This window comes from Spiroplasma endosymbiont of Atherix ibis (genome assembly GCF_964020005.1).
Lineage (GTDB): Bacteria > Bacillota_I > Bacilli_A > Mycoplasmatales > Mycoplasmataceae > Spiroplasma_A.
Genome location: NZ_OZ026474.1, coordinates 1,023,910 through 1,041,539 on the forward strand (window position 1 = coordinate 1,023,910; position 17,630 = coordinate 1,041,539).

Here is a 17,630-nt window from a genome sequence, read left to right on the forward strand (position 1 = left end):
TTTTCCTCCTAATTTTTAAATCTATTTCATTTATTTGAAACTGATATTTTTTTTTGATTTTCTTGTTTTTTTCTCATTGATTCTGCAATGTTAATTGGTGATCTATTAATTAAAGTAGATCCTATATTGTTTGAGTTCTGTTGAGATTGATTTTCATATCTAGAATTGAAATTTTGTTCATCATTAGACGTTTTAAAATTTCTTTCGTTTGCAAACGGATTTGCATAAGGATTTAAAGTAACATCCTTTTTAGAAATTATTGAAGGATTAAATTCTGACTCACGTTTTTTATTCAACAAAGCTTGTTCTTCAAGTTTTTGTTGTTCAATAATTTCAAGTTTTCTTGACTCCAATACCTTTTCCATATTAATTCTTAGTTTAGAATCAATTCCTAGATTATAATTTTCATTCTCCTGAATTTGACCTTGATAATTTGAATTAAAATTATTATTTATATTTTCTCTTTCTTGCATATTAGCTCTATTTTGAGATTCTTGCTGCCAATTGAAAATATCTTCACGCACTTTTTTTAATTCTGATTTATAAGATTGATTCAAATTATCTTGTTGTTGCAAATTTTGATTATAGATATTTGAATTATTTTTATTAGTTTCTACTAATTTTTTTTCTATATTTAAAGTTTGATCAAAAACAATATAATCATATACTTCTGATAATTCCTGAATTAATGATTTATCAAAATTATTTAAACTAATATTTAATTGACATGATACACTTGGTATTTTCATTAGCCAATTAAATATAAAATCATTAATATATAATATTTTATTTAACTCCAAACCTATAGAATTAGTTAAAATTAAATTTATTTTTTCATTAAAATTATATGAATTAAATAAATCTTTAAATTCATCTAAAAACATATTAAAAGGATCACCAATTAAATTTAAATCCTCAATTATATAATTTAATTCTGAATCTGTTTTTCCTCATTCTGTTGCTGCTAAAAATAATGATGTTTTTTCTCAAAGAACTTTTTTATCTTCCAAACTTATTTGATTTGGCAAATTATTTATAAATTTTTTTAATATAAATAAACATGGATAAGAATAATGTATAGCTTTTTCTAAATCTATATTAATTAGATTTTCAAATTTATTTTCAACAATTAATTCTGGATGATTTATTAATAAAATATTTTTTTTATTTAATTCTCCATTTGCTTCTTTTAATCTATAATCATTTGAATTAATGATTTTATTATTAATATATTGAAATTTTTCACCTTCAAATAATTGATCAAATTTTTCATCAAATGATTTTTGTAATAAAAGTTCATCTTCCAAATTATAATTTTGATTTGAAAACTCCTTTTCATAATCTTTATTTGAATTTATTTGTGTTTTATTCTCTGAATAATCAAACATTGGAGAGGGAATTTCATTAAATGGATATGCTCTTTTATTTTGACTTTCAAAATTATTCATTTGATTTTGTAAATTATATTTAGGTTTTGAATATAAAATATTTTCATAGTTATTACTCTGATAGTTATTATTAGAAACTGAAATTCTTTCTTCTCCAATTAAAGTTTTTATTAATGATGGAACTAAAGCTCTTTTATTTGTAAAGCCCATTTGTTCTCCTAATCTAACATATTTTTGTTTTTGTTTTTCAATTTCTAAACGTTTTTTTTCTTCTTCCTCATGTTTTTTCTTCATTCTTTCAAATGGATTTACATACATAATGAATTGCCCCCTGCCCTAACTCAAAATAATTATACCATATTTTTTAAATTTTTGCTCATTTTTGTTGCAATAATGATCATATTTTGATATAGTATATTAGTTTTTTTATTAGTAAATTTAACAAATTAAAAAGAAGAGATAAGTAAACTAGCTACAAATACTGTTTAAAGACCCCGTCTTTTCTTTTATTAACTTTTACAAATATATTATAGCACAAAAAAACATATAATAATACACTAGTGTAAATATAAAATCAAACACCTTCTAAAAATTGTATTATAAAAGTTAAAACTATTAATTAATATACTTATTATTTCTCCTTTGTTTTTTTAAATCTAATACCTAAAATTATATAAATTGTTGCTAAAAAACTTAAACTAATAACTGTTTGAGAAACATATTTTAATCCTGACATTCATGGATTTTGATAAATAGTTGTAGGAGAATATCAAGAACCATAAATTTTTTCTAAATATTTTGAATCATATGCTTTAGGACTAATTGTTATTTTTTCATTATTTCAAAGACCAGTTAATCTTTGTGCTTCGTGTGTTGAATATGCAATTATTATAAGTACGCTAAGTATCTCAACAATTAATATTGTAAATTCAACTGCAAATGTTTTTTTAGAGCTTCTTCAATTTTGAATATATGCAATAGATGATATTAATATATTTGATATTAAAAATCCTGAAACAATTATTGGTAAAAATTTAATTGAAAAATATGATCCTTCAATCTTTGTAACAGTATCACCTGAGATAGATTTGTAAAGATCAGGTATTATAAAAGTTCAATTTAACATGGAACTCATTTTTGAACTTAATAAAGAAATGTTAATTATATAAATTAAAGGAGCTATAAAAACTAAAGTTGTTGCAATAATTAATCAAAATAAAATATTTTTACGAGTGTTTAATGAAAATTTATTAATAAAATATTTAATTTTAGATTTATTTATATTTCTATAAGCATTTTCAATTGTAAAAATCTTATTTGTATTATTTTTTAGTCAAATATTAAAACACAATATTACTGCTATGATTTTAAAAATAGCTAATCATCAAGTTAAAGTATCAGTAGATCACTTATAGTTATAACTATTGCCATTATCACCTTTATACATATCTCTAAAAACATTTTGCATACTTTTAATATTCTCATTTTTAAATAAATCTATATTTTCGTCTTGATATAAAAACTCAAATAAATTATAAAATTTAGAATAAGAATATTCTGATATAGCTATAAAAACTATTGCTATTACAGCAAAAGAAGCTATACAAATAATATATATTAATTTATACAAACTATTTAATTTTGATTTTAGAAATAAAATTAAAAATAACGACATTATAATACCTATAATTAAAAAAGAAATTGATAATCAAGCAAATATTTCTATTTCTCATTTATAAGCAATTACATTTTTACCAAAATTCTCTTCTACTACATTTAAATTATTAAAATAATATTTAAGAGAAGGATTAATACTTAAAATTACAAGATAAGTAATAGTTGGAATAAATAAAAATACAAAAAGCACTGAGAATTTAATCAGTAAAGAATTTTTATTTTTATAATTATCAGCTATAAAATTATCTTTTAATTTATCCATGATACTACTCCTTACATTTAATAATAAGTAATCTTCAGTTATTTGAATAATCCTTTTTAAAATCTATATTATATTTTACTATTTTTGATGAAAAAATATTCTCTATTTCTTCTTTTTGTTTGAATCCAAACTCACAAACTATAATTAATTTTTTATTTAAACTAAATAATTTGTCTAAAGAATTAAACAACTCAATATAAAATTTTAAACCCTTATTATCTGCGTATAAAGCAATTTTAGGTTCATATTTTTTTACATAATCACCAATATTAGAATAATTTATATCTATATAAGGAGGATTTATTGTAATAAAATCAGGAATAATCTTTGTTTCATCAAAAACATTTAAAAAATTTGAGCAAAATATCTCTGCTTTTTGATTATATTTTTTTAAATTAATTTCAGAAACCTTTAAAGCTTCTTTTGATATATCACTCATATATAAATTAATTTCATTATTTAAATTTTTTAATGTAATACCAATACATCCACTTCCACAGCAAATATCAAATAAATTTTTATTATCTAAATTATATTTCAAAATTTCTTCAATAATTAACTCTGTTTCTGGTCTTGGTATTAATACATTCTCATTTATATAAAAATCATATTTATAAAAATATTTATTATTTAATAAATAAGCAATAGGTTTTTTGGTTTCTTTAATCTCTTCTATAATTTTTAAAAATGAATCTGATTCCTTCTTTGATAATTTTTGATTGATTACAAAGTTAAAATCAGATTTATTTGTTATATTAATAATTATTTCTTTAAATTCATTTAAATTTAATAATTTTGAAACATACTTTTCTTTTAAACTATTTATATTCATAATTAACCCTCTATATGTTGAGTGATTCGATTTTTTTGTTCATCATTTATTAGTTCAATAATAATTTCATCTAAATTACCTTCCATTACTTGATCTAATTTATTTAATGTTAAATTAACTCTATGATCAGTAACTCTATTTTGTGCATAATTGTATGTTCTTATTTTTTCACTTCTTGCTCCAGTACCAACAGCATTTTTTCTCAAACTTGCTGCTTCACTTTGTTGTTTCTCAAGTTCTGCTTCATATATTCTTGCTCTTAGTAATGTCATTGCTTTATCTTTATTATCATGTTGACTTCTTCCATCTTGTGAAGCAGCAACAATACCAGTAGGAATATGAGTAATTCTTACAGCTGAATCTGTTGTATTAATATGCTGTCCTCCAGCTCCTGAGGCTCTATAAGTATCAATTCTTAAATCAGCTGTTTTAATATCAACTTCAACATCACTAACTTCTGGAAGAACCGCAACAGTGGCTGTTGATGTTTGAATTCTTCCTTTTGATTCAGTTTTAGGTACTCTTTGTACTCTATGACTACCTGACTCAAATTTCATTTTTGAATATACTTTATCTCCTTTTACCATAAATGAAATTTGACTAAATCCCCCTGTTGTTGATTCATTCATATCCATAACTTCTATTTTTCAATTATTTTTTTCTGCATACTTTGTATAAAGTCTAAAAAGATCTCCTGCAAAAATATTTGCTTCATCACCACCAGCTGCTCCTCTAATTTCAAAAATAACATTTTTATCATCATTTGGATCTTTAGGAAGTAATAAAAGTTCTAGATCATCTTCAACATGAGTTATTCTCTCTTGTGCTTCTTCTAATTGAAGTTTTGCAAGACTTCTCATCTCTTCATCTTTTTCAGTTTCTAAAATTTGTTTTGCTTCTTCTATATCCTTATTTATTTTTTTATATTCTTTATACTTATTAACTATTTCTTCAAGATTTGCTCTTTCTTTATTTAATTCTGTAAGAAGTTTAATATCTTTTAAAATTTCTTCTTTTTGAATAGTTTCATCAATAGAAATTACTCTATTTTCCATAACATCTAATGCTTCTAAGGTTTTCTTATTCATAATCCATTCTCCTATTCTGGTTTAATATAACAATGTCTGCATCTTGCTTCATATTTTTCATCTGCAGATATAACAATAATTGGCTCATTTGCTTTTGCAGGCTTCCCATTAATTATTCTCTGTGTTCTATTTGCATTACCACCACAAGAATGACAAATTGATGTTAATTTATCTACATATTCAGCTTCTATTAATAATTTATCAACATTTTGAAAAGGATCATTTTTAAAATCCTTATCTAAACCATTTACAACTACAATTATACCTTCATCAGCTAATCTTTTAATAATTTCAACTATATCTTTATCTAAAAATTGAATTTCATCAATACCTATTATATCAATTTTTTCTTTTTTATTTTCTTTATAAAATATATCTAATAATTCTTTACTGTCTTTAACAGGAATAGACTCAATGCTCATTCCAGAATGAGAAAATATATCTTTTTTTGAGTATCTATCATCAATTAGTGGCTTAAATACCAAAACATTTTGTTGAGCATATTTATATCTTTTTAATCTTTTAATAAATTCTTCAGTTTTTCCTGCAAACATACACCCTGTAATTAATTCAATTCATCCTTTTTTACTATTAAAATTCATTCTATATGTCATATTATTTTTCCCCTTATATATTATTCAATTAAATTATTTAAATCATTAATTAAAGAATTTAATTGCCTTCAACTATCAAGCTTAGCTCCTGATGCTAATTTGTGACCTCCACCATTATATTTTACTGCCACTGAATTTATATCAAATTCTCTACTTCTAATTGAAAGTTTTACTTTATTACTACCAACAGTTTTATACGCAAGAGCTCATATTTTCACTTCTTCAATACCTGATAGAACAGTTAAAGCACTTTTAATTTCCTCTTCGCCAAGATCTAAATCTTTAAAAATTTTTGTTTTAACTTTTATGAAAGCTATTTGATTTATATTATAAAATTTAGCCATATTAAAAGCTTTATTATGTCATTTTGCTAATTTTAATTTTTTTAGAAATAATTGTGAATATATTTCTGTAATTATAACACCAGCTTCTAATAAAATTTTAGCAGCTTGAAAAGTACTTCCATTTGTTTTTTCAAAAAGAAATCTTCCTGAATCAGTTATTAGACCAAAATAAAGATAAGTAGCAGCATCTTTTGTTATTTTTAAATTAAGTTGATTAGCTCATAGCGTAATAACTTGAGTACAAGCTATTGCACTTACATCTACTATTTTATTTTCTGCAAACTCATCAACTTCTAAATGATGATCAATTTTAAAAACTTCTTTAACTTCATTTTTAAAATAAAAATCAACTCTGTCAAAATTTGCCACATCAACAGTAATTAAAAGTGATGATGAAATAATATCTTTATTTAACTTAGATTCGTCTTCTTCTCTTAAAGCTAAATTTAATTTTTCTCCTACAACATATACATTTTTATTTTCAAAATTTTTTAAAATAATTTCTCTCAATCCATAAGCACTTCCTTGGGTATCTCAATCAGGAGAAACATGTTTTGCAATTATTATATTTTTATATTCCTTAATTTTTTTAATTAAAGTTAATTCATTACCTTTTAATTCCATAATTCTCCTTACATAACTTTTAAAATTGAATCTTCTCCAATATATAATTTAACTTTTTTATCTATTTCAAATTTTTCAGTTGAATAAAAGTATATTTTTAAATTAGTTTCTTTCATTAAAGCTTCATACATATTTGGATCAACAAATTTATTATTTTTAATAATTATTCCAACTAATTCTAAAATATAGTTTTTATTTTCTTTTTTATTGGTATGAACTTTCATTGGATTAATAACTAATTTACCTACTTGTTCAAAAAGATTACTTTGAGTTTTAGTTGTTTCATTCATAGTTTCTAATTTTTTACCATCATATTTATAACTAAATCTATTATTTTTTGCAAAAAAATCTCCACCATAAGTTGATCAATATTTTTTTAAAATATCTTCTAAACTGCTTTCAATAATTTCTTGGTCATTTATTAAATAAATATTCTTATTTAATTCAGGAATTTCATTAATATCTTCTTCAATAAAAACTATTGAAAAATGTGAATCTAAATTAAATAAATTATCAATTACAGCTAACAAATTTTGCTTTTCATTATAATTTAATTTAGCAAGTACATTATAAAAAATAAAATTATATTTTTTTAAATATATTGCAGTTAACAGTTGAAACCAAATTTCTTCCATTTTACTTAATTTAAATGATAATAAATTAAATTCAAATCCAAGTTGTTTTGATGTTTCATCAATAAATAAAGTTGATTGCTTATAAATTGATGAAATATCTTTTTTTAATCGAGCCTTATGAACTTTAAATTCTTCTAAATCTCCTTTTTCACAATCATCATTTAAAACTCTTTTATGATATTTGTGCATTACTTCAACAATTTTTCCTCTCAAAGTACTCGCTTCATCTGAAAGACCTTCAAAAAACATTTTTTCTTGTTTCTTTTTAAATTCAAATCTTTGATCATAAGAAGCCTTTCTTCATATAAATAATTCATCAAGATTTCTTATTCTTTTTTTAACGATTTCAGCTTTATTTAATTCAAAAATAATTTGTTTTTTAAGATTTTTAATTATGAAATTGTTTTTTAAGATTTTTGTTTTAATGTTGTTTACTTTTAAATCTATTATTTTTAATTGTTTTCTAGTTACAAAATTAATTTGGTGAAAATTTAATTCCTTAGCTAATTTTCTTTTTTGCTTATCTTTTGATTTTTTTGTTACATATTCACAAGTACACAATGATGATAATTCCATAAGTGTATAAACTTTATCAAAAAGAGTTTGTAAGAATGTTTGAATAAGTTCTAAATTTTGAGTTTTTTCAACTAGATAATAATAATCTTTAATAATAATTCTTATATGTTCTTCCATATCTCCATAGCTTTTTTGTAAATTTGTATTGTTAAATTCAACTATTTGATTTAAAAATTCTGAGACTCATTGTTCTTCTATTTCAAAAGAGTTTTCAATGAATTTTGAAATCATAGTTTCTATTTTATCTCTCATTAATAAATCTGTTTTATTATTTTTAGATGTTATAAAAGATAAATAAGAATATTTTTTATTTATATAATTAATTTTTGCCTTACTATAAAAGTTTTTATTTAAAAGCAATGATGTATATAGTCAAAATTTTTCTGGTCATTTTCTAAATAAAGTATTTGCTTTAATTACAGCAACTTTTCGTTTTGTTCACTGTTTATTAACTTTATCATATCCATCAATTTTAAATAAACCATTTTTTACAAGATATTTACCTTGTAAAATATTTTTAAAGTTACGTCTTAAGTTTTTATCATAAGAAATAACAGTAGTTTTCTCAGAATCATTATTTCTAAAAGTAATGCTTTTAGGTGTTAATTTTCTATTAAAAAATTTAGCATTTTTAATTGTAAAACTCATATAAAACCTCCATAACTTTAATATTGTATAACATTTTAAATAAAAATAATAAAACTAGACCAATTACTAGTCTAGTTATTTGTATTAAATTATTTTTTAGCTTCTTTTGATTTTTTTTGATTTTCAGCTTTTTGAGCAGCTGATGCTTTTTCAACTTCAGCAAGTTTTGCATCTTTTTTAGCAAATTTTTCTTTGAATTTTTCAACACGTCCCTCTACATTTGCAAAGTTTTGTTTTCCTGTGTAGAAAGGATGACAATTTGAACAAGTATCAATTCTTACTTCTTCACCTTTTGTTGATCCTGATATGAATTCATTGCTGCAAGTTGTACAAACAAATTTAGCTTCAAAATATTGTGGATGTATGTTTGCTTTTGGCATGTTTTCACCTTCCTTTATTTAAAGTTTTCTAATACAAAATAAATAATACCATATTTTTTTAAAATGTTATTTATTTTAATATTTTTATTTAATAAAAAATTTTTTAAATAAAAGCACTAACAACAAAATTAAGAAAAATACTACTATAGTCATTTCAAGTTTTTTATCAAGAAATACAGTTGCAAATAGCTCCAAGAATAGTTAATTCTCCATCAAATATAAAACTCTTTGAAAAATAACATATTCAATTCCTAATTCTCTATTTATCTCAACTTTAACAGCTATAATTTTTCTAGTTATATCAAAAAAAATAGTATTATAAATACAAAAATTGAAATATACATAACTGGATTTAATCATATCTTAATATTTGCAAGTTACCTTCAAATAGATGAAATATTGAAAGTAAAAACTTTTCTATAAATTTAAAAACACTAAATAAGTTATCTTTTAAAATAACTTAGAAAAAATTAAAGTTGTAATTAATAAATGCTTGTTTTTTTTGGATTTATTTAAAAAATATAAATAAAAATTATAGAGACTAGATAGTTCTATTCCTAGAGAAACTAACTCAATATATTATCTTATACAATATTTATTAATTGCTTTATTATTTTATATTTTTTTAATACTTTCAAAATTTAATTTTTATGTTTATCTACTTTTATTTGTTAAATTATTCATTTTTTCATAATTACAAATTTTATCTAAAAATAAAATTAAATAATTAACAAGCGGGCCAACAAGAAATGTAAAACATATTGTTCCGAGACCAAAATTTGTAAGAAAAAAATTCAATTTTGTAGAATCACCTTTTATAAAAGGAAAAAAAGCAAAGCCTAAAGAAAATATAAATATATCAATAATTAATCTACCAATTGTATAATTTAATTTTGTTAATCTTAAAAACTGTGTACAAATATTATTAAATGGACCCAACATTCATCCAGATTTAACTCAAAAACCAATTCCAAGTACAAAACAAAGAAATCCTGCTATAAATAATCAATTTCTAATTCCAATTGAAGAGGAAATTGATTTTCCTTCTCTAGAAACTCATTGACTAACAATAGGTATAAACATTTTTATAATAAAAGGAATACTAAAAGTTATTATAAGATCAGCTATTATCATTCAAACAAACAAAACTCAAATTTTATTTTTCTTTGTTAATTTATAATCATCAATTGAAGGTTTAATAGAAAATCCTATAGCAAATAAAATAAGTATAATATTACAAGTTAATAATGCTATAGGATAAATTGAAACAAATTTTTCTCCAAACATTGAACCATCACTTCCATATGGTGTCATTGTTGCTATTATATTATAAAGTGTTCAATCTATTTGACTACCCCCAACAGCTGGTTGTTGATATAAGGCAAGTCCAAAACAACTTATAAAAAGACCTAAAAAAGCTAATATAATTTTTGCTAAAATAGATAATCAATGATTACTTAAATAGATTTTATTTTCTTCAATTCATTTCTTCATTTTATTTTTCTCTCTTTTTGCAGATATTTTTACATAAAAAAATAGTCAAAAAACCTATTTTTCATATTTAGTTTTAAGAGCTTCAATTCCACCTTGTTCGTATCTTTTAACTCAATTTCTTAGAGAAATAACACTTACATTTCTAGTTGGTGCAAATTGAGTTGCAGTAACTCCACTATTTTTAAAGTCATTAATAATTTTTACTTTTTCTTCAACTGTTAAGTTCATTTTCTTTTCTCCTTAATATTTTATAATTATTTTGCTTTACCTTGGCAACCAAACACTTTTGTTAAATCTAAAAAAGTTTGTTTTAAAGCTTTAAATCCTGGTGCAAGTAATTTACGAGGATCAAATCCTTTTGCTTCATCATCTAAGTCTTTCTTAGCTTCAATATATTCTCTTGTAGCATCTCTAAATGATAATTGTAATTCAGTATTAACATTAATTTTTGATATTCCTAATTTAATAGATTTTTCAACTTGATCTTGAGGAATTCCTGATCCTCCATGTAATACCATTGGTAATTTGCACGCTGCTTGTAATTCTTCTAGTGTATCAAATGATAATGATTTTCATCATTCTGGGTATTTACCATGAATATTTCCAATTCCAGCAGCTAACATTGATATTCCTGTAGTTGCCATTTCAGCTGCTTGCTTTGGATCTCCTAATTCACCTTCACCTACAACACCATCTTCTTCTCCACCAATTGAACCAATTTCAGCTTCAACTGATACTTCATGAGCGTTTGCAAATTCCATTAATTCTTTAACTTTTGCAATATTTTCTTCATATGGTAAATGTGATCCATCAAACATAACTGATGAATATCCTGCTTCTATACATTTTTTAGCAACCTCAATTGATTGACCATGATCTAAGTGTAAAGCAACTGGTACAGTAATATTTAATGACTCTAATAGACCATTAACCATACCAACAACAACTTTAACTCCTCCCATATATTTTAAAGCTCCTTCTGAAGTAGCAATAATAACAGGTGTTTTTGATTCCTGAGCTGCTTCTAAAATTGCTTTAGTTCATTCTAAGTTATTAATATTAAAATGCCCAATAGCATATTTATTTGTATGTGCTTCTTTAACCATTTTTGTAGCATTCACTAATTTTGAATGATAAATTCTTGACATATTTCTATTTCCTCCTATAAAGATATTTTATACTTTAACATTATACCCCTTTATCTTTACTTAATATATGTTTTTCTTGCTTTATTATAATTTTTCAATTTCTAAATCATTTTTAGCAATTATTTTTTGTTTTAAATTTACTTTGTTAAAACTTAAATAAAATATTATCGCAAAAACAATTGTAAATGTATATTGAATTGAATCAGTAATAACTTCTACAATAGCTATAGAAGAGTCAAAAACTAAAAATGCATATAGTACATATATAAATACTCATATATAACTTATAATTATATTTAAATATAAAGGTATAATTTTTTTTAAAAGTAAAAAAGTAATACCTATAAGAACTTTAACAACTATAGTTATAGGCATATAAATAAATCCTCCTGCATATAAATCAATTAGTACTCCTGAAATAGATGCTGAAATAATTAATAAAAAAGGGTTTAAAAAATTTAATAAAGATAAATAAATCGTATCTGATATTTGAAAAATATTTTTACCACTAATATTTGAAATAAATGAAGATAAAGCACCAATACCAAACATAAATGATATTATTAATCCACAAATTGCTATATTTTTTGTAGTTATTTTTTTCATATCTGTCTCCTAATTTAATTTTAAATAAAAAAACAAAAAATATATAATTATTTTTTGTTAATCGCATTTATAAATCCCATAAATAAAGGATTTGGTCTATTAGGTCTTGATGTAAATTCTGGGTGATATTGACAAGCTATAAAAAAATCATTTTTAGGATATTCAATAATTTCTACTAAATCTTGTTCTAAAAATAAACCTGAAAAAATTATTCCTTTTTCTTCAAAAGCTTTTCTAAATTGATTATTAAATTCATATCTATGTCTATGTCTTTCAATAGCAATTTTTTCTTTATAAAGAGTATGTGCAAGAGTGCCTTCTTTTAAAGAAGTAATATATCTTCCTAACCTCAATGTTCCTCCAATATTTTCTCTATTTTTACCTTCCATAATATCAATAATTGGATTTTTTGTATCAGGGTTAATTTCTGTTGTATGAGCATCTTTTAATTTTAAAATATTTCTTGCAAATTCAATACAAGCTACTTGCATACCTAAACAAATTCCTAAATAAGCAATATTATTTTCTCTTGCATATTTAGCTGCTAAAATTTTTCCTTCTAAACCATCCTCGCCAAATCCTCCAGGTACTAAAATTCCTTGAGCATTTGATAATTCAGATTCAATATTTTTTTCTGTAAGTTTTCTAGCATTAACTCAAATAAATTTTATTTTTTTATTAATTTCATATCCCGCAAATTTTAATGATTCCATTACAGATAAATAAGCATCACTTAATTCAACATATTTTCCAACAATATGAACTTTAAGAATATCTTTTGAATTATCAATATTATTGACTAATTTTTTTCAATCTTCTAATTTGGTTTCTTTTAACTTTAAATTTAATTGTTTTGCAACAATTTTATGCAAACTACCTTTTTCTATAATTAAAGGTACTTTATAAATAGAGTCACTATCTGGACATTCAATAACGTTTTCTACTGGAATACTGCAAAGTAGTGATATTTTATCTTTTAATTTTTGATTAAACTCCATTTCACTTCTTGCAACAATAACATCTGGTTGTATTCCTAAACTTAATAATTCTTTAACTGAATGTTGAATTGGTTTTGTTTTAAATTCTCCTGAAACTTTTAAATATGGTAATAATGCAACATGAATAAACATTACATTTTCTTTACCTTTTTCCATTCTAACTTGTCTTAAAGCTTCTAAAAAAGGTTGAGATTCAATATCTCCAACAGTTCCCCCAATTTCTGTAATAACTACATCAGCTTTACTTTCAATTTCTGCTTTATAAATTTTTTGTTTTATTTCATTAGTAATATGAGGAATAACTTGTACTGTTTTTCCTCCATACTTACCATTTCTTTCTTTTTCTAAAGTTTCATAATAAATTCTTCCAGCTGATGTTGAAGAATTTTTTGATAAATTAACATCTATAAATCTTTCATAATGTCCTAAATCTAAATCAGTTTCTTCCCCATCATCAGTTACATAAACTTCTCCATGTTCTATAGGATTTATAGTACCTGGATCAATATTTAAATATGGATCAAATTTTTGCATAAATATTTTTAATCCACTATTTTTTAAAAGTACTCCAAGAGAACTTCCAGTAATACCTTTTCCTAGTCCAGAAACTACTCCTCCTGTGATAAAAATATGTTTTGTCATAATTTAACTTTCTCCTTTAAAAATAAAAAGTAGTTGATAAAAACTACTTATAATTAAGTTTAATTTTAATAATCTTCCTCATCATCATCGTCATCTATAGTTGAATCTATTGAATCATCATCTGTATTTAGATTTAATAGATTTTTCATTTTTCCAACACCTTCAGTTGTATCTTCATCATATGTATCTAAACCAAGTATAGATTCAGGTTCTAGATCTCCAAACTCTTCTGTTGTTTCAAATTTATCAACATATTCATATTGCTTTTTAACATCATCAAATTTAAGATATTCTCTTAAACCTCATTTACCATCTGATGTTAATGCAAATCTATTATCTAAAACTAAATCACTATAAAGTTCAGCTATTATTTCATTTTTGCTATCATTATCTCCACTTATGTCTTTTGAAATTGTATTTCAGATATCTTCAAATGAAGCACTGTCTTTGCATTCATTTAAGTAATCATAAGTCAAATTAATTGGTGATAGTTTGTTCATAACAATTTCCTCCATAAATTCTATTTTACATTATACATTGGGAAAAATATAAACTTTTTTTACATTCTTTTCTCAATCAATATTTAAAATTTCTGATAATTCCTTAAGATTATTTAATTTATCATTTTTTAAAATATAAATGTTTTCATCTTTTTTGCCAATGCTATCTTTATAAATAAATACATTTTTTATTTCTACACAATCAAAATAATACTTGGTTTCTCCTTTAAATTCAGATTTTAATTTATTAAAATCTTTTTCTGTCATATCATATGAAACTTTTAAAAATTTTCTATTTAATAATCTATTTGATAAATCCATTAGTATTTCATCATTTTCTTTTTTTAAGATTTTAAATATATCAAACATAGTATAATCGTCTAAAAATATATATTTATCTAAAGGCATTGTTTTCTTTTCAAATACTTCTCTAAATAATTCTACAATTTGTGAATTTTTAAATTTAAACCCTGCTATATAAAGATCTTTAAATCTCTTAAATCACATTTTAAAAGTATTATCGAAAGCAGTAGAAATTTTATGCTCATAGACTTGTTTAAACATATGATATCTACCTAATAAAAAATTTTCTATTGCATTTAAAGATTTACTTGCAAAAACTATTTTATCTTCTTGAATTGTTGCATTTCTAATTATTCAGTCAATATCAGGTTTAGAATAATTAACACCAGCACCAATTGAATCTCTTTGAAGATAATCTAATCTATCTGCATCAAGTTGACTAGATACTAATAAATTAACAACTTTATTTTTGTGATTTCCTTCAATTACAGAAACAACTTCTTTTGGGTCAACTCCATTATTTAATAATACTTTATTTATTTGAGTATCACCTTTTATTAAATCTACACTGTATTGTTCATGACTTATTGATGAAATAGTTTCAAATGTATGAGAAAAAGGTCCATGACCTATATCATGAAGTAAACCTGCTATTTTTAATACTCTTTTATCTTTATCTGAAATATGTTTATTTATTTTTTCATTTTCAAGAAATTTGCAAATAACATGATAAACACCAATACAATGTGAAAATCTTGTATGATTTGCACTTGGGAAAACAAATTGTCCTCCTCCAAGTTGAATTATTCTTCTCAATCTTTGAAACTCATCTGTATCAATTAATTCTAGGAAAACTTTATCCTCTATATAAATTTCTCCATGAACATTATCTCTTATAAATTTCTCCATAACTTACCTCTTACTTAAAGCTATTTATATTAACTAAAATTTTATCTTTACCAATTAAATAAATTGTTTTTGCTAATTCAGGACCATGTTCACTTAAAGTTGTATAAATTCTTACTGGCATAAATAATTCTCTACCTTTTTTTTCAAATTTATTACCAGTTTCTTTAATTAATTTTTTAATATTTTCTTCTGTAAAATCCTTAATATTTTCTATTTCTTTTGCTAAAAAAGACATCATTTCCTTTAAATTTCCAAATTCTTTTAAAGTTTCTTTAGTTTTTATATCTATTTTTTTATCAAAGAATATATCCAAATGATCATTTATTTGCAAACCATATTCTAATTCTTTTTTAAATAGTAATAAAACTGAATTTATTCATATTTCATATTTATTTTTTAAATTAAACTTATTTTGATCAACAAAATTAATTACAAATTTTACATAATCTTGTTCAGACATATTTTTAATTCACTGACTATTAATTCATTTCATTTTTACCATATCAAATGTACTTGGTGATTTAGAAAATCTTTTCTCATCAAAAATTTTTATTAAATCCTCTTTTGAGAAAATTTCTTGTTCACTATTAGGACTTCACCCTAATAATGAAATATAGTTAAAAATTGCTTCTGGAAGATATCCTTGCTCTCTGTATTGAGAAATAAAAAACATTGCATTGCCACTTCTTTTTGAAAGTTTTTTCTTAGTTTCATCAACAATTAAAGTCAAATGACAAAAGATAGGTTCTTTTCAACCAAAAGCTTCATAAATCATACATTGTCTTGGAGTATTTGAAATATGTTCTTCACCTCTTACAACATAGGTAATTTTCATATCATAATCATCAATTACAACAGCAAAATTAAATGTTGCAATTCCATTTGATTTTAATATTACAAAATCTCCTATTTCTTTTGAATTAAATTCTACATTTCCTCGAACAATATCATTTATTTTATAAATTTTATTTTCAGTAACTTTAAATCTAATATTAAATGGTTTTGAATCATCTTCAATTTTATTTAATAAACATTTTCTATTATATCGAGGTGCTAAAATTCCTTTTGCTAATTGTAACTCACGATCTTTTTCTAATTCTTCAGAAGTACAATAACATTTATAAGCCATTTTATTTTCTACTAACTTATTCGCATATTCTCTGTACACTTCAAATTTTTGAGATTGCATATATTTACCATAATTATCTTTTGGATTTCTAAATGACTCATCAGGAATTATTCCTAATCATTGCATATTATCAAATTGTGATTCAATTGCTCCATCTACATTTCGCTCTATATCAGTATCTTCAATTCTTAAAATAAAATCTCCACCATAATGCCTTGCAAATAAATAATTCATTAATGCTGTTCTTGTATTTCCAATATGTAAAAATCCTGTTGGACTTGGTGCATATCTAAGTCTAAATTTATTCATTTTATTTTTCCTCACTTTTATAGATTAAAATATTGCAATAACTTGTAATTATATTTGGGAAATTATTTTCTGTTGTTGTAGCTTTAACAGAGATTTGATTTAATTTTATATTTAAAATTTTTGAAAGATTTTCTTTTATTTTAAATTTTCATTGTGTTAGTTTAGGATAGTCTAATTCAACTAAAATATCAATATTAGATATCTTACAATTATTTTGTAACAAAATTTTTTTTGCATCTTCTAACATTAATAATGAACTAAAGTTTTTTTCCATAGTTTTTGAATTATAATTTTCTCCTAAATCTTCTAATCCCATAGAACCAAAAATAGATTCTGCAAGACAATGAATTATAATATCACCATCACTGTAAGCACTAATTGCTTGAGAAGAAGGTATTTTTATTCCCCCAAGAGTAATTTCTTTACCTTCAACTAGGTTATGACTATCTTTTGAAAATCCTACTTTAAATATCATAATAACTCCTTATAACAAAATAATTATAAAATAAAAAACGATTTATATC

17 protein-coding genes are annotated in these 17,630 nt (G+C 22.9%); all 17 read right to left on the bottom strand.

The window, feature by feature from the left end:
• Positions 1-8 precede the first annotated feature (8 nt).
• Positions 9-1,706, bottom strand: a complete 1,698-nt coding sequence (locus AACK92_RS05560; RefSeq protein ID WP_339020827.1) for a hypothetical protein — start codon at positions 1,704-1,706, stop codon at positions 9-11.
• A 313-nt stretch (positions 1,707-2,019) separates the two neighbouring features.
• The gene (locus AACK92_RS05565; protein ID WP_339020828.1) at positions 2,020-3,327 is read right to left on the bottom strand and encodes a hypothetical protein; all 1,308 of its coding nucleotides are present in this window, start codon (positions 3,325-3,327) and stop codon (positions 2,020-2,022) included.
• 4 nt (positions 3,328-3,331) lie between these two features.
• A complete protein-coding gene (gene prmC, locus AACK92_RS05570) occupies positions 3,332-4,159 on the bottom strand; it encodes a peptide chain release factor N(5)-glutamine methyltransferase (protein WP_339020830.1) in 828 nt (275 codons plus the stop codon).
• Positions 4,160-4,161: 2 nt separating this feature from the next.
• Positions 4,162-5,247 (bottom strand): peptide chain release factor 1, encoded by a 1,086-nt coding sequence (prfA, locus tag AACK92_RS05575; protein WP_339020832.1) that lies wholly within the window; start codon positions 5,245-5,247, stop codon positions 4,162-4,164.
• An 11-nt stretch (positions 5,248-5,258) separates the two neighbouring features.
• Complete coding sequence (locus AACK92_RS05580) at positions 5,259-5,861, bottom strand: thymidine kinase (protein WP_339020834.1); 603 nt, start codon at positions 5,859-5,861, stop codon at positions 5,259-5,261.
• Positions 5,862-5,881: 20 nt separating this feature from the next.
• Positions 5,882-6,829 (bottom strand): bifunctional oligoribonuclease/PAP phosphatase NrnA, encoded by a 948-nt coding sequence (locus tag AACK92_RS05585; RefSeq protein ID WP_339020836.1) that lies wholly within the window; start codon positions 6,827-6,829, stop codon positions 5,882-5,884.
• An 8-nt stretch (positions 6,830-6,837) separates the two neighbouring features.
• Positions 6,838-8,688 (bottom strand): hypothetical protein, encoded by a 1,851-nt coding sequence (locus AACK92_RS05590; protein ID WP_339020838.1) that lies wholly within the window; start codon positions 8,686-8,688, stop codon positions 6,838-6,840.
• Positions 8,689-8,777: 89 nt separating this feature from the next.
• Complete coding sequence (gene rpmE, locus AACK92_RS05595; RefSeq protein ID WP_422397864.1) at positions 8,778-9,068, bottom strand: 50S ribosomal protein L31; 291 nt, start codon at positions 9,066-9,068, stop codon at positions 8,778-8,780.
• A gap of 654 nt (positions 9,069-9,722) precedes the next feature.
• Positions 9,723-10,562: an SPE_1075/MLC_0560 family membrane protein gene (locus AACK92_RS05600; protein WP_339020839.1), complete on the bottom strand. Its 840-nt coding sequence runs from the start codon at positions 10,560-10,562 to the stop codon at positions 9,723-9,725.
• A gap of 54 nt (positions 10,563-10,616) precedes the next feature.
• Positions 10,617-10,790, bottom strand: a complete 174-nt coding sequence (locus AACK92_RS05605; protein WP_339020840.1) for a helix-turn-helix domain-containing protein — start codon at positions 10,788-10,790, stop codon at positions 10,617-10,619.
• A 26-nt stretch (positions 10,791-10,816) separates the two neighbouring features.
• Positions 10,817-11,710 (bottom strand): class II fructose-1,6-bisphosphate aldolase, encoded by an 894-nt coding sequence (fba, locus tag AACK92_RS05610; RefSeq protein WP_339020841.1) that lies wholly within the window; start codon positions 11,708-11,710, stop codon positions 10,817-10,819.
• Between the two features lie 84 nt (positions 11,711-11,794).
• The gene (locus AACK92_RS05615; RefSeq protein ID WP_339020842.1) at positions 11,795-12,316 is read right to left on the bottom strand and encodes a hypothetical protein; all 522 of its coding nucleotides are present in this window, start codon (positions 12,314-12,316) and stop codon (positions 11,795-11,797) included.
• Between the two features lie 47 nt (positions 12,317-12,363).
• Positions 12,364-13,956, bottom strand: a complete 1,593-nt coding sequence (locus AACK92_RS05620; RefSeq protein WP_339020844.1) for a CTP synthase — start codon at positions 13,954-13,956, stop codon at positions 12,364-12,366.
• A 65-nt stretch (positions 13,957-14,021) separates the two neighbouring features.
• Positions 14,022-14,456, bottom strand: coding sequence for a DNA-directed RNA polymerase subunit delta (rpoE, locus tag AACK92_RS05625; protein WP_339020846.1), 435 nt, complete (start codon positions 14,454-14,456; stop codon positions 14,022-14,024).
• A gap of 30 nt (positions 14,457-14,486) precedes the next feature.
• A complete protein-coding gene (locus AACK92_RS05630; protein WP_339020848.1) occupies positions 14,487-15,668 on the bottom strand; it encodes an HD domain-containing protein in 1,182 nt (393 codons plus the stop codon).
• A 10-nt stretch (positions 15,669-15,678) separates the two neighbouring features.
• A complete protein-coding gene (gene gltX, locus AACK92_RS05635) occupies positions 15,679-17,106 on the bottom strand; it encodes a glutamate--tRNA ligase (RefSeq protein ID WP_339020850.1) in 1,428 nt (475 codons plus the stop codon).
• A gap of 1 nt (position 17,107) precedes the next feature.
• A complete protein-coding gene (gene ispF / locus AACK92_RS05640; RefSeq protein WP_339020851.1) occupies positions 17,108-17,581 on the bottom strand; it encodes a 2-C-methyl-D-erythritol 2,4-cyclodiphosphate synthase in 474 nt (157 codons plus the stop codon).
• Between the last annotated feature and the right edge of the window lie 49 nt (positions 17,582-17,630).